Source organism: Ruegeria sp. HKCCA0370 (assembly GCF_013033705.1).
Lineage (GTDB): Bacteria > Pseudomonadota > Alphaproteobacteria > Rhodobacterales > Rhodobacteraceae > Ruegeria.
This window is the reverse complement of the sequence record NZ_WQEP01000002.1, coordinates 366348-379587: the sequence shown is the minus strand read 5'-3', so window position 1 is coordinate 379587 and position 13240 is coordinate 366348. Positions and strand designations below refer to the sequence as shown.

At 59.9% G+C, this 13240-nt stretch carries 18 protein-coding genes; 11 read left to right on the top strand and 7 right to left on the bottom strand.

The window, feature by feature from the left end:
• Positions 1-45: 45 nt before the first annotated feature.
• Complete coding sequence (speB, locus tag GOW31_RS08240) at positions 46-867, top strand: agmatinase (protein ID WP_171169185.1); 822 nt, start codon at positions 46-48, stop codon at positions 865-867.
• A 1-nt stretch (position 868) separates the two neighbouring features.
• Here speB and GOW31_RS08235 read toward each other — a convergent pair whose 3' ends face one another.
• The 7 genes from GOW31_RS08235 to GOW31_RS08205 form a co-directional block, all read right to left on the bottom strand.
• On the bottom strand, positions 869-1471 hold the full coding sequence (locus GOW31_RS08235; protein ID WP_171169183.1) for an alpha/beta hydrolase: 603 nt from the start codon (positions 1469-1471) through the stop codon (positions 869-871).
• A gap of 65 nt (positions 1472-1536) precedes the next feature.
• A complete protein-coding gene (locus GOW31_RS08230) occupies positions 1537-2160 on the bottom strand; it encodes a trimeric intracellular cation channel family protein (RefSeq protein ID WP_171169182.1) in 624 nt (207 codons plus the stop codon).
• Positions 2157-2624 (bottom strand): ribonuclease HI, encoded by a 468-nt coding sequence (gene rnhA / locus GOW31_RS08225; RefSeq protein WP_152457071.1) that lies wholly within the window; start codon positions 2622-2624, stop codon positions 2157-2159. Before rnhA ends, GOW31_RS08230 begins: the two co-directional genes overlap by 4 nt.
• Complete coding sequence (locus tag GOW31_RS08220) at positions 2617-3204, bottom strand: class I SAM-dependent methyltransferase (protein WP_171169180.1); 588 nt, start codon at positions 3202-3204, stop codon at positions 2617-2619. Before GOW31_RS08220 ends, rnhA begins: the two co-directional genes overlap by 8 nt.
• Positions 3201-3653, bottom strand: a complete 453-nt coding sequence (locus GOW31_RS08215) for a DUF3429 domain-containing protein (protein ID WP_171169178.1) — start codon at positions 3651-3653, stop codon at positions 3201-3203. The genes GOW31_RS08220 and GOW31_RS08215 overlap by 4 nt, the downstream gene beginning before the upstream one ends.
• The gene (gene ispH, locus GOW31_RS08210; RefSeq protein WP_171169176.1) at positions 3650-4600 is read right to left on the bottom strand and encodes a 4-hydroxy-3-methylbut-2-enyl diphosphate reductase; all 951 of its coding nucleotides are present in this window, start codon (positions 4598-4600) and stop codon (positions 3650-3652) included. The genes GOW31_RS08215 and ispH overlap by 4 nt, the downstream gene beginning before the upstream one ends.
• 190 nt (positions 4601-4790) lie before the next feature.
• Positions 4791-5366 carry an NYN domain-containing protein gene (locus GOW31_RS08205; protein WP_117869875.1) on the bottom strand — a complete coding sequence of 192 codons (576 nt, stop codon included), beginning with the start codon at positions 5364-5366 and terminating at the stop codon, positions 4791-4793.
• 140 nt (positions 5367-5506) lie between these two features.
• Between GOW31_RS08205 and folK the strand changes: the two genes are divergently transcribed.
• From folK to rnc, 10 genes are all read left to right on the top strand, one after another.
• Positions 5507-6076, top strand: coding sequence for a 2-amino-4-hydroxy-6-hydroxymethyldihydropteridine diphosphokinase (folK, locus tag GOW31_RS08200; protein WP_171169174.1), 570 nt, complete (start codon positions 5507-5509; stop codon positions 6074-6076).
• 94 nt (positions 6077-6170) lie between these two features.
• Complete coding sequence (gene rpoZ, locus GOW31_RS08195; protein ID WP_117869873.1) at positions 6171-6524, top strand: DNA-directed RNA polymerase subunit omega; 354 nt, start codon at positions 6171-6173, stop codon at positions 6522-6524.
• Positions 6525-6550: 26 nt separating this feature from the next.
• Positions 6551-8683, top strand: a complete 2133-nt coding sequence (locus tag GOW31_RS08190; RefSeq protein WP_117869872.1) for a bifunctional (p)ppGpp synthetase/guanosine-3',5'-bis(diphosphate) 3'-pyrophosphohydrolase — start codon at positions 6551-6553, stop codon at positions 8681-8683.
• Positions 8684-8699: 16 nt separating this feature from the next.
• Positions 8700-9398, top strand: a complete 699-nt coding sequence (locus tag GOW31_RS08185) for a DUF2062 domain-containing protein (RefSeq protein WP_171169172.1) — start codon at positions 8700-8702, stop codon at positions 9396-9398.
• Positions 9391-10137 (top strand): pyridoxine 5'-phosphate synthase, encoded by a 747-nt coding sequence (locus GOW31_RS08180; protein ID WP_171120263.1) that lies wholly within the window; start codon positions 9391-9393, stop codon positions 10135-10137. Before GOW31_RS08185 ends, GOW31_RS08180 begins: the two co-directional genes overlap by 8 nt.
• A complete protein-coding gene (locus GOW31_RS08175) occupies positions 10134-10757 on the top strand; it encodes a LysE family translocator (protein ID WP_171169170.1) in 624 nt (207 codons plus the stop codon). Before GOW31_RS08180 ends, GOW31_RS08175 begins: the two co-directional genes overlap by 4 nt.
• Entirely contained in the window at positions 10757-11227 is a 471-nt protein-coding gene (locus tag GOW31_RS08170) for a hypothetical protein (protein ID WP_171169169.1), read from the top strand. Before GOW31_RS08175 ends, GOW31_RS08170 begins: the two co-directional genes overlap by 1 nt.
• Before the next feature lie 4 nt (positions 11228-11231).
• Positions 11232-11651: a holo-ACP synthase gene (acpS, locus tag GOW31_RS08165; RefSeq protein WP_171169166.1), complete on the top strand. Its 420-nt coding sequence runs from the start codon at positions 11232-11234 to the stop codon at positions 11649-11651.
• Positions 11652-11711: 60 nt separating this feature from the next.
• A complete protein-coding gene (gene lepB / locus GOW31_RS08160; protein WP_171169164.1) occupies positions 11712-12551 on the top strand; it encodes a signal peptidase I in 840 nt (279 codons plus the stop codon).
• Positions 12548-13240 carry a ribonuclease III gene (gene rnc, locus GOW31_RS08155; protein WP_171169162.1) on the top strand — a complete coding sequence of 231 codons (693 nt, stop codon included), beginning with the start codon at positions 12548-12550 and terminating at the stop codon, positions 13238-13240. The genes lepB and rnc overlap by 4 nt, the downstream gene beginning before the upstream one ends.

The window sequence follows — 13240 nt, the reverse complement described above, 5'->3', positions numbered from 1 at the left end:
TCTTTCCTCCGTCCAGATCGCCTTCAACGAAAAAGGGGAATGATGATGCCGCATGATTTGAAGCCGGGTGATGTCGCTCTGATGGGCGTTCCTTTGGATCTGCATTCCTCGTTCCTGCAAGGGCCGGCCTTCGCCCCCGGACGCATCCGCGAGGCGCTGCATTCCGGTGCCGCCAACCTGACCGCCGAGGATGGCACCGATCTGGGTGCAAGCGCCAAATTCAGGGATACCGGCGATCTGGATGTGTTCGAAATGCGCGGGCAGGAACCGATTGACCAGATCGAGGCCGAAGCGGCGAAACGGATCGCAACCGGCGCGCGCCTGTTGTCTCTGGGCGGCGACCATTCGGTGGCCTATCCGCTGATCAAGGCCCATGCGGATCGGTACGAAGGGCTGAACATCCTGCATATCGACAGCCACCCTGATCTGTACGACACGCAGGATATCGGACCGCTCGGCCATGGCTGCCCCTTTGCCCGGGTGATGGAGACCTGCCCGGTCAAGCGTCTGGTGCAGGTCGGCATCCGCACCATGAACGCCCATCAGCGCGAACAGGCCGATAAGTTCGGGGTCGAGGTGATCGACATGCGCAGCTGGAGCCCCGACTTGCAGATTTCATTCGATGGCCCGGTCTACCTGTCACTGGATCTGGATGCGCTGGACCCGGCCTTTGCCCCCGGCGTCTCGCATCATGAACCCGGTGGGCTGAGCACGCGCGAGGTTATCGACCTGATCCACCGGTTCAAAGGCCAGTTGGTCGGTGCGGATATCGTCGAGCTCAACCCGCATCGCGACCCCCATGGCATGACGGCGATGGTGGCCGCGAAGTTCGTCAAGGAAATCGGCGCGCGCTTGTTGAACGGCTAGTTTACCTTTCGTCGCACTCCGTCGCAGACCCAAGCGCCGGAGCACCTCTGGTGGTCAGGCCGAAACGGTTCGCTTCGGTGGCGTTCATCCAGTGCATACTGTCGGCAGGGGCAGCATAGAGGGTGTACCAGTAAAACTCCTCATCCACGCCGATATCCTTGAAATAGTCCAGGTATCGATCATGTTCGGGGTCGTCCTCGGGCAAGTCGGTCGCCACCAGACCTGACCCGGCCCAGCTGTGGACACCGACACAGGCCCCCGGTTGCAGCACGCGGCGGTTTCCGGCCAGAAACAGATCGGTACCCCCGCTGGCAACCAGACCGTTCGAGGGCACGACGGTGTCGAACCCGGCCCTGTGCACTTCACGGGCGAAGATGACACTGGCGTCATCGTCAACAGATCCTTCAATGTACCGCAGAACCAGAGTGCGGGCTTCGGGGTTTTGGGCTTTCACTTCCTCAAAGGCAGACAGCGTCGTCTCGTCAATTGTGCCCGAGGCGATGATCTGGTCGCCCTGCGCAACAAAACTGACGGGGGTGTAATACGCACCGCATGAGGCGAGCAGGGCCAGGCAGGCTGTGATGGATGCAAGTCTGAATGTCACGTTGGCCTCCGGGCTGCGCTTTCAAAAGGGGTATCAGCATGCCGCTTTGGCGTCCACTGTCGGGCTCAGTTGCGCGGCGGCCGGCTTTTGTAGACCGGCAATTGCCAGCCAAACGTCAACGATCCGGCGCGCAACGCCCAGCACACCAGGGCGCAGAGACCCAGGGAAAACGCAGGCGCCGCCCCCAACCCGGAAGCCAGCACCGCAGTCAGAGCACCTGTAAAGGCGCAGGACACATAAAGCTCGCCCTGTTTCAGCACCAGCGGTACTTCGTTGCAGACCACGTCACGCATCAGCCCGCCCAGGCATCCGGTGGTCACACCCATCAAAACGACAATGACGCCGGACTGATCCAGCGACAGCGCCGCGCCGGTTCCGGCCGCGACAGCCACCGACAGTGCAAAACTGTCCAGCCAGACCAGCCAGTTATAACGGCTTTCCACCAGATGTGCTGTAAAGAACACCAGGACCGAAGCCGCGACTGCGATCAGGATGTAATCCGGCTGCCCAACCCAGAAGATCGGGTGACGATCCAGCAGAAGGTCGCGCACCGTACCGCCACCGACGGCGGTCAGGCAGGCCATGAAGGCAAATCCTACCAGATCCAGCTGGGCACGGCTGGCCACCAGTGCCCCTGTCAACGCGAAGATCAGAACCGAGGCATAGTCCAGCAGCGTCAGCGCGGTCACGCCTGTGCCTTCTTCGGTTTGAACGGCGCCATTCCGGCCCGGGCCAGCTCATCAGCTTTTTCATTCTCGGGGTGGCCTGCGTGGCCCTTGACCCATTCCCATGTCACATCATGCCGTTCCTGCGCCTCATCCAGACGCTGCCAAAGATCGACATTTTTGACCGGTTTCTTGTTCGAGGTTTTCCATCCGTTGCGTTTCCAACCGAAAATCCAGCCGGTGACGCCGTTCTTCACATAGGCGCTGTCGGTGACGACGGTTATCTTCGACGGTCGCTCCAGCGCTTCAAGGGCGCTGATGGCGGCCAGCAACTCCATCCGGTTGTTGGTCGTCTCGGCTTCGCCCCCGTTCAGCTCACGCTCTTTCAGAACGCTGTCCCCGTCCATCGCGCGCAACAGCACGCCCCAGCCTCCGGGGCCGGGGTTTCCGGAACAGGCACCATCCGTATAGGCAAACAATTCAGGCATGGGCGAACACCAGAATATATCCGTCATACGATCCGGCCAGGCCTTTGCCCATGCCATGGACTGCGCGGTCAATCGTGAACCCTGCCTTGTTCAAGGCGTCCTCGATCTCGGCCTCGGTGTAATAAGTATAATAACGATCCAGATCATCCCGATGTTCACCAGTGCCCAGCTTCATCCCCAGAAACAGCTGTCCACCGGGTTTCAGAGCCCTGTGGATCGCAGTCAGATGTCGCTGGAAATCGGCGCGCGGCGCGTGCAGCAGGGAAAAGCTGGCGTAAACGCCGTCATATTCGGCCGTCTCAGTGACGTCATCGAACGTACCCAGATAAGCATCCACACCGTTTTCCCGCGCATGTTCGACAAAGGCTGGCGTGGCATCCAGCGCGCGAACCTTCAGCCCTTGACGCATCAGGAACCCGCTGTCTGACCCCGGCCCGGACCCCAAATCCAGTACATAGCCGCCTGCGCCGACCGCATCGGCAAAAGCCTGACGGGCCTCAAGCTGCTCGGGCGGCAGAGGGATTTTCAGATATTCGGCCACCTTGTTTGTATAGGCGTTGATCGTGCGTTCATCGGTCACAGGTACACTCCGACTGCAAGACTGGCCAATACGACCGCGGTCAGCAGGATGCGCAACCGCATCCACCAGACCGGTGTCAGGCGCCAGTAGGAAAACAGGGCATCCAGCAACAACAAACCAGCGAACCCATACATCAGATTGGTGCCCGCATTGACCGGCCCGCCGCCTGTCATGGCAAAGGCCCAAAGCGCGGGCAGAACCGACAACAGATAACACAGGGCCGCTTTGCTGCCCGATGTCTTGGTGGCAAAACCCCAGAGAACACCGGACATGAAGCTGAGGATGACCGATCCATAGAACAGTTGCACATAAGGCCCCACGAAACGTGGGCCAAAGGTTTGCGCGCCCCAGGCATTCAGGTCGCCGTTCAGATAGGTCAGGGCGCCCCAGACAAACGGGATCAGTCCCGCCAGCCCCAGATAGAGAGGCGCTTTCGGTACTCCGTTCACGCCGGTTGCCTCAACACGCGGGGGACTTTGAACTCGACGTTTTCAATGGCGGTCTCGACCGGCTCGACGGTGACATCATAATGCGCGCTGAACGCTTCGATCACCTCGTTTACCAGAACCTCCGGGGCCGACGCGCCTGCGGTGACAGCCACGGTCGAGATACCCTCGAGCGCGCGCCAGTCAATCTCGGTTGCGCGCTGGACCAGCTGCGCGTACTGGCACCCCTCGCGCGAGGCAACCTCGACAAGGCGGCGCGAGTTCGATGAGTTCGGCGCGCCCACAACCAGCAAGGCATCCGCCTTGGGGGCCACGGCTTTCACCGCTTCCTGCCGGTTGGTGGTGGCATAACAGATATCTTCCTTGTGCGGTCCGACAATGGCCGGGAATCGGGCCTGAAGGGCGGCGATGATATCCTTGGTGTCATCGACCGAAAGGGTGGTTTGGGTTACAAAGGCCAGCTTATCCGGGTCACGCACCTGCACCGTGGCCACGTCGTCCACGGTTTCGACCAGCAGCACATCGCCCTCGGGCAGCTGCCCCATGGTGCCCACGGTTTCGGGATGGCCTTTGTGGCCGATCATGATCATCTGCAACCCCGCGTCCGCGTGGCGCTGCGCCTCGACATGCACCTTGGAAACCAGAGGACAGGTGGCGTCCACATAGATCATCTCGCGCTGAGCAGCCTCGGCGGGAACGGATTTCGGCACCCCGTGGGCGGAAAAGATCACCGGGCGGTCATCGGGGCATTCCTGCAATTCCTCGACGAAAACGGCCCCTTTGGCGCGAAGGCCGTCGACCACGAATTTGTTGTGCACGATCTCGTGGCGCACATAGACCGGTGGGCCCCATTTCTGCAAAGCCATCTCAACGATTTTGATGGCACGGTCCACACCGGCGCAGAACCCGCGCGGGGCGGCAAGGTAAAGTGTCAGTGGCGGCTTTTTCATCAGGCTGTCTCCTTGAGGCACAGGTAAGTCTTTTCCCGGCCTTGGTCCAGACAGGACATCGTCATTCATCTGACACGAATCGTTGCTACTCGGGTGATGTTTAAGCACCTGTACCTTGTTAAAGAAGCGCGGCCAGGACCGATGTCCTGACCGCGCGATTTTTCCCCATCATGACAGGCCTATCGTCTTGTCAGCTGTTGCTGGCAACAGCGACGCTGCGATGCTCCGTCGGCATTTCACGCGGCGGGCGACCGATGACATCGCGCAAATCCTCCAGCTCGATGAAATTGTCGGCCTGGCGGCGCAGTTCATCCGAGATCATCGGCGGTTGGCTGCGAATGGTCGACACCACCGATACGCGCACGCCCTGCCGTTGCAGGCTGGCGATCAACGGGCGGAAATCCCCATCACCCGAGAACAGCACGATATGATCGACGCGCGGCGCCAGTTCCATGGCATCGACGGTAAGTTCGATATCCATATTTCCTTTGACTTTCCGACGCCCCATGCTGTCGGTGTATTCCTTGGCCGGTTTCGTGACCATGGTGAAGCCGTTGTAATGCAGCCAGTCAACCAATGGACGGATCGGCGAATACTCGTCGTTTTCCAGCAGCGCTGTATAGTAGAAGGCCCGAAGAAGCTTGCCGCGGCGCATGAATTCCTGCCGCAGAAGTTTGTAGTCAATGTCGAAACCGAGTGCTTTTGCCGCGGCATAAAGATTCGAGCCGTCGATGAACAGCGCTAGCCGTTCGTCTTTATAAAACATAAATGTTCCCTTCCGGTATAATCCAGTGCGTGCCGCGTTACGTGAGTGAGTGAGTGATAAAATGACGCGCTCTGGTACGCCATAATTAGAACTTCTGTCGATTATCGCAAGTATGCAATGGGTCGAATGTAGGGTATCACATGAGCAAATCAATGCCAAATGCCGTTGTTGCGCTGGGCGCAAATCTCGATTTGAGAGGAAATGGTCCCGCTGTAACACTTCAGAACGCGCTTGACGCGTTATCGCGTCACGATGTGGTGATTCGCTCCGTCAGTCGTTTTTTTGCAACGCCGTGCTTTCCCGCCGGGGCCGGCCCGGACTATGTGAATGCCGCGGCGCAGATTGCAACCGAGAGGTCTCCTTCGCAGCTGTTGCAGGTGCTGCACGAGGTGGAGCAGGAATTCGGGCGCGAACGGGTGCAGCGCTGGGGGATGCGGACGCTGGATCTGGATCTGGTCTGTTTCGAAGATCAGGTCCTGCCGGATCGCGCCACGTTTGATCGCTGGCTGACCCTGCCGACCGACGCGCAAAGGCAAGAGGCACCGGATCAGTTGATCTTGCCGCATCCGCGCCTTCAGGATCGCGCCTTTGTCCTCGTGCCGATGGCCGATATCGTGCCCGACTGGCGCCATCCGGTTCTGGGTCGCACGGTCTGCGAGATGATCCAGACCCTTCCCGCGGCAGAGGTTGCGGCGGTCACGGCGTTGTGATCCGTGCAAATGCAGCATTTCCTGCTTGTCAAGGCGCGGATTCGCGCTTAGATAAACCCCTTCCTGACATGGATTCAGAAACGGAGAGCGCCCAATGGCCCGCGTGACGGTTGAAGATTGCGTAGACAAGGTTCCAAACCGGTTCGAGCTGGTGATGCTCGCCGCCCATCGGGCGCGTGAGATTTCCGCCGGTGCAGCGATTACCGTTGACCGCGACAACGACAAGAACCCTGTCGTGTCTCTGCGTGAGATCGCCGACGAAACCCAAAGCGCGGACGAACTGCGCGAGCGCCTGATTGAGGCCAACCAGACCCAGATCGAGGTTGACGAGCCCGAAGAAGATCAGATGGCGCTGCTGATGGGTGCCGAAACGGACAAACCCGCCATGGACGACATGTCGGAAGAGAAGCTCCTGCGCGCTCTGATGGAGGCTCAAGGGCAGGGGTAAGCCCTGAAGACGAAGGTGCGGACCGGATGATTTCTGCTGACGATCTGATTGCGCTGGTCCGCAACTACAATCCCAAGACGAATGCTGACCGCATTGCGCTGGCCTATGAATTTGGCCAGCAGATGCACGAAGGGCAGTTCCGCCATTCCGGCGAGCCCTATTTCACCCATCCCGTTGCCGTTGCCGCCATCCTGACCGAACAGCGTCTGGATGATGCGACCATCATCACGGCGCTGCTTCACGACACGATCGAAGACACCAAGGCCAACTATGGCAAAGTGGCTGAACTTTTTGGGGATGAAGTCGCCAAACTGGTCGACGGCGTCACCAAGCTGACCAATCTGCAACTGTCCAGCCGCGAGACCAAGCAGGCCGAGAACTTCCGCAAGCTGTTCATGGCCATGTCCAAGGACCTGCGCGTGATTCTGGTCAAGCTGGCCGACCGTTTGCACAACATGCGCACGATCAAGGCGATGCGTCCCGAAAAACAGATCGTCAAGGCCCGCGAGACGATGGATATCTACGCACCGCTTGCGGGCCGGATGGGTATGCAGTGGATGCGTGAGGAACTTGAAGACCTGGCTTTCCGTGTCCTCAACCCTGAAGGCCGCCAGTCGATCATCCGTCGCTTTATCACCCTGCAACGCGAAACCGGCGACGTGATCCATCGCATCACCGGCGACATGCGGCACGAGTTGGAAAAGGCCGGGATCGAGGCCGAGGTGTTCGGCCGCGCCAAGAAACCCTATTCGATCTGGCGCAAGATGCAGGAAAAGGATCAGGGCTTCTCGCGCCTGTCAGACATCTATGGGTTCCGCATCATCACCCAGACCGAGGAAGACTGCTATCGAACTCTGGGTGCCATCCACCAGCGCTGGCGCGCGGTGCCGGGGCGCTTCAAGGACTATATCAGCCAGCCCAAATCGAACGGTTACCGCTCGATCCACACCACGGTGTCGGGCCGGGACGGTAAACGGGTCGAGGTCCAGATCCGCACCCGCCAGATGCACGACGTGGCCGAAACCGGGGTTGCGGCGCATTGGTCCTATCGCGACGGTGTGCGCACCGAGAACCCGTTCGCCGTCGACCCGGCCAAATGGATTTCCAATCTGACCGAGCAGTTCGACAACGAGGAAGATCACGAAGACTTCCTCGAGGCCGTCAAGCTCGAGATGTATTCGGACCAGGTGTTCTGTTTCACCCCCAAGGGCGACGTGGTGAAGCTGCCGCGTGGCGCGACGCCGATCGATTTTGCCTATGCCATTCACACCCGGATCGGTCATGCCTGTGTCGGGGCCAAGGTTGATGGTATCCGCGTTCCGCTCTGGACGCGGCTCAAAAATGGCCAGTCCGTGGACATCATCACCGCCGATGGTCAGACGCCACAGGTCACGTGGCTGGAGATTGCAGTCACCGGCAAGGCCCGTACCGCCATTCGCCGCGCCCTGCGCGAAGTGGATCGGGAACGATTCATCAAGCTGGGCAAGGAACTGGCCCGTTCCGGGTTCGAGCATGTGGGCCGCAAGGCGACCGACAAGGCGCTGGATACCGCGGCAAAACACCTACGCCTGAAAGATCGGCACGAGCTGCTGGCCCGCCTCGGCAGCGCCGAACTGACTGCGCATGAGGTGGTTCAGGCCGTCTATCCCGAACTTGCCAAGGACGACGGCGACGCCATTCCGCTGCGCCGTGCGGTGATTGGCCTAGAGCCGGGGCAGAAGTTCGACCGGGCCCCCTGCTGTCAGCCGCTGCCGGGGGAACGTATCGTCGGTATCACCTATCGGGGCAAGGGCGTGGTCGTGCATGCCATCGATTGCGATCGGCTCAGCGAGTTCGAAGGCGAACCTGACCGGTGGGTCGATCTGCACTGGCATTCGGGCACGCACCCGGCCGTCTATGGCGCGACGCTGGATCTGACCATTGGCAACGATGCCGGGGTTCTGGGGCGTATTTGCACATTGATCGGCGAGAAAAAGGCCAATATCTCGAACCTCGAGTTTGTTGACCGCAAACCGGATTTTTACCGCCTTCTGATCAATGTCGAACTGCGCGACCTTGAACAGCTTCATTCACTCATGCTGATGCTGGAGGCGGAAAGCGATGTTGCTGCGGTCGAACGGTATCGGGATCAGGTCAAAACTTCGGTTGCGGCTGGCTGAGAAGGGGTGATCACGGGTGGTATTCAAGCGCCGAGACCGACGCTCTCCAGTCCAGATCGCATCGGATTTCGTCTATCCGCGTGGCGGATGGACCCGCGCCTTCCATTACGTGAAACACCGCGTCCGGCGCTTGCCGGATACCCCTGACCGGATCGCGCGCGGCATCGGGGCAGGGGTGTTTGCCGCCTTTACGCCGTTTTACGGGTTGCATTTTCTTGTCGCCGCCATCGGTGCCCGGCTGATCAAGGGAAACATTCTGGCCGCGCTCAGCGGCACGTTTTTCGGCAACCCGCTCACTTATGTTCCGATCGGGGTGATCTGCCTTCAGACCGGGCATTTCCTGCTGGGCACCGAATACGAAGGAGGCGACACACAAGGGCTGATGGGCAAATTCGCCAGTGCCCTAGGGGATCTCAAGAACAATTTTCTGGCGTTGTTTACGGATCGCGTGGCCGACTGGCACGGGCTGTCGCAGTTCTACGATGACGTCTTCTATCCCTACATGATCGGTGGGATCATTCCGGGCGTCGTTGCGGGGGTGATCTGCTATTACCTCAGCCTGCCGCTGATCCTGACGTATCAGCAGCGCCGCCGCGCCAAGATCAAGGCGAAGTTCGAGGAAATCAAGCGTTTGGCCGAAGATTCGGCTGCCGTTTCTTCGGCAGAGCCTCTAGGCTCGGGCAAGAACATGCAAAAGGAATCGAGTGATGTCTGAGAACCATCTGCGTCTGGGTGTGAACATCGATCACGTGGCCACCGTGCGCAATGCGCGGGGTGGGGATTATCCAGATCCGCTGCGCGCTGCCAAACTGGCGGAAGAAGCGGGGGCGGATGGCATCACCGCGCACCTGCGCGAAGATCGGCGCCATATATCGGACGTCGATATCGACGGGCTGATGGAGGTTCTGTCGGTGCCGCTGAATTTTGAGATGGCCGCAACGCCCGAGATGCAGAAAATCGCCCTGCGCCACAAGCCTCACGCGGTCTGCATCGTGCCCGAAAAGCGCGAAGAGCGCACCACCGAAGGCGGGCTTGAAGTCGCGCGCGAGGAAAACAAGCTGGCGCATTTCATCGCGCCTCTGCGTGAGGCCGGCTGCCGCGTGTCGATCTTCATTGCCGCCGATCAGCGTCAGATCGAAGCTGCGCATCGCATCGGTGCCGAAGTGATCGAGCTGCACACCGGCGCCTATTGCGACGCCCATGCTGAAGGTCGCATGGAAGATGCCGAACGCGAGCTTGAGTCGCTGCGCCAGATGTCCACCTTCGCTCATTCGCTGGGGCTCGAGGTTCATGCGGGCCATGGCCTGACCTACGACACCGTAAAACCGGTTGCCGCCTTCCCAGAAGTCAAAGAGCTGAATATCGGTCATTTTCTGATTGGCGAGGCGATTTTTTTGGGCCTGACCCCGGCCATTCAGGAAATGCGTCGCCTGATGGACGAGGCGCGCGCGTGATCACGCCCGGCTTTGTCGCCATCTGGCTGGCCTGGCTGATGGCTGGCGGCTCTCCGGGGCCTGCCACGATGGGCATTGCAGGAACCGCCATGAACGAAGGCCGCCGCGCCGGTCTGGTCTTTGCGCTGGGCATCTGTGCCGGGTCCGCCGCCTGGGGCATTGCCGCAGCGCTTGGCTTGTCGGCGATCATGCTGGCCAATGTCTGGGTCTTCGAGGTGATCCGCTATATCGGCGTGGCCTATCTGGGTTGGCTGGCCCTCAAGGCCCTGCGCCGCGCGATGACCGCGGACGAGGTCGCTTTGGGAAAACCGGTCACGGGCGCGCTGCCGACCATCTTTGCCAAAGGCGCGGCCATTCACCTGACCAACCCCAAGGCGATCCTCAGCTGGGGCTCGATCTATGCCATCGTCGCGCCCAATGATGCCAGCCTGTCGATGCTGCTGGGCTATTTCGCCATGCTCTATGCCGGATCGCTGCTGATCTTCATCGGCTATGCGTTCCTGTTTTCATCCGAGCGCATGGTCCGCACCTACCGTCGCGCCCGCCGCTGGTTCGATTTCGCCTTTGCAGGGTTCTTCGGAGTGGCGAGTTACAAGATCCTGACGGTGCGGTTGGGGTGATGAAACTTTGGACACCCGAACAGAAAACCTTGTTGTTTAACCGGGTTGGATACGTGGCGTTGTTCATGATTTTTCTTGTGCTGTCGGTAGGCTCAGGCTTTGCCGAAGAAAAATTGGCCCTGAAAGGTGTTTTTTTCTTTCCGCTCGATGCCTTGGTATTCCCAGTTATTATGGCATCGTTGGTCCAAACTCTTCCATGGTCTAAGCGGCTTACTCAAGCGACCCCAAACGCTACGCTGTGGTACAACGCCACTTACATGGTTGGTCTGTCATTGTCGGTTTTGTGGGCTGCTCAAATCTCAGTATTGGTCTACGGATTCAGGCATTGGCATAGGATTGACTTCTGGGACCTGATCCTGAGAAACGTCTTTTTACTTTTCTGGGCAGGGATTGCCACAGCTATTTGTCGTGCTGTGTTGGGGCAAGCTATACAAACAAAACAAACGCTTTTTTGCGAAAAAAGAAACTGAGAAAATGATACTCGGCATCGGCACGGACCTCGCAAATATTGACCGCATTCAGGGCACGCTCGACCGGTTCGGCGACCGGTTCCGCAACCGTGTCTTTACTGACACCGAACAGCGCAAGGCCGAACGCCGCGCCGACACCGCGGGTACGTATGCCAAGCGCTGGGCCGCGAAAGAGGCCTGTTCCAAGGCGTTGGGCACCGGTCTGCGCATGGGCATCGCCTGGAAGGACATGGCCGTCACCAATCTGCGCACCGGCCAGCCCGTGATGCATGTGACAGGCTGGGCCGCCGAACGCCTGAATGAAATGACCCCCGAAGGGCACGAGGCGATCATCCATGTCACCCTGACCGATGACCATCCCTGGGCGCAGGCTTTCGTGGTGATCGAAGCGCGTCCGCTTCAAGATCAGGCCGCGCAGCCTTGACTTGCCCCCATCGCCCCCGCATGTAGCAGCAAAGCCAAGCAAAGAACTGGAGCGAGCAGAATGGCCGAGGACGCCAAAACCGGAAATCCCGTCTGGGAGACGATCAAAACCATCGTCTATGCGCTGCTGATTGCCGGCGTGTTCCGTACCCTCTTCTTTCAGCCGTTCTGGATCCCCTCGGGCTCGATGAAGCAGACGCTGCTGATTGGCGATTTCCTCTTCGTCAACAAGATGGCGTATGGCTATTCCTACGCATCCTGCCCCAGCCTGATCATCCCCAGCGTCGGCCTGAACGTGGATGCCGAAGATATCTGTGGCTGGATGCAGGGCGAAGACAATACCCGTATCTGGGGCGGTGATCCGGAACGTGGCGATGTCATCGTCTTTCGCCATCCGGTCACCGGGCGTGATTATATCAAACGCCTGATTGGCTTGCCGGGCGACCGGATCCAGGTCCGCAATGGCCAGATCATCCTCAATGGCGCTCCGGTTCCACAGCAGCCCGACGGCGTGTTTACCGAAGTTGCGGAACCGCAAGGCCCGCAGCGCCTGCGCCCGCGCTGTGAAAACGGCCCTGTTGGAATAGGCGGCACCTGTGAAAAATCGCGCCTGATCGAAACCCTGCCCAATGGCGTGTCCTACGACGTGCTGAACATCGGCAACCAGGCATCGGACAATACCGGCATCTACACCGTGCCCGAGGGCCACTATTTCTTCATGGGGGACAACCGTGACAATTCCAGCGACAGCCGTCTGCCGCAATCTGCCGGCGGTGTCGGATACGTGCCTTACGAAAACCTGATTGGTCGAGCCGACCGGATCATGTTCTCGTCCGCGGGCCGTTCGATGCTGTTCTTCTGGACATGGCGCGGTGATCGGTTCTTCAAGGCGGTCAATTGAAGCTTTCGTCTGAGATAAAGGCGTTCCAGCGGCGATTGGGGTATGAGTTCAAAAACCCCGAACTGCTGGTGCGCGCGCTGACCCATGGCTCGGTGTCTTCGTCCACCCGACCCGACAACCAGCGGCTGGAGTTTCTGGGTGACCGCGTTCTGGGCCTGGTCATGGCCACCGCGTTGCTTGAAGCTGACAAAAAAGCCTCCGAAGGCCAGTTGGCCCCCCGGTTCAACGCATTGGTCCGCAAAGAGGCCTGTGCAGATGTGGCCCGCCAGATCGATCTGGGCGCGGTGTTGAAACTCGGCCGGTCCGAGATGCTGTCCGGTGGCCGTCGCAAGCAAGCGCTGCTGGGCGATGCGATGGAGGCCGTGATCGCCGCCATCTATCGGGATGCGGGGTTCGAGGCTGCCCGCGATGTCATCCTGGCGCTTTGGGGGGACCGCATCCACAAGGTCGAGGCAGATGCGCGTGACGCCAAGACCTCGTTGCAGGAATGGGCGCAGGCGCGTGGGCAAAAGCCGCCCTCATACGTCGAGGTTAAACGCAGTGGCCCGGACCACGCCCCGATCTTCACCATCGCGGCCCGTCTTCAGGACGGCACCGAGGCGCAAGCCACCGCAGGATCCAAACGTCAGGCCGAACAGGCGGCGGCGAAAGCTCTGCTGGAACAGCTCAGCCCGGTCGGGTCTTCCTAA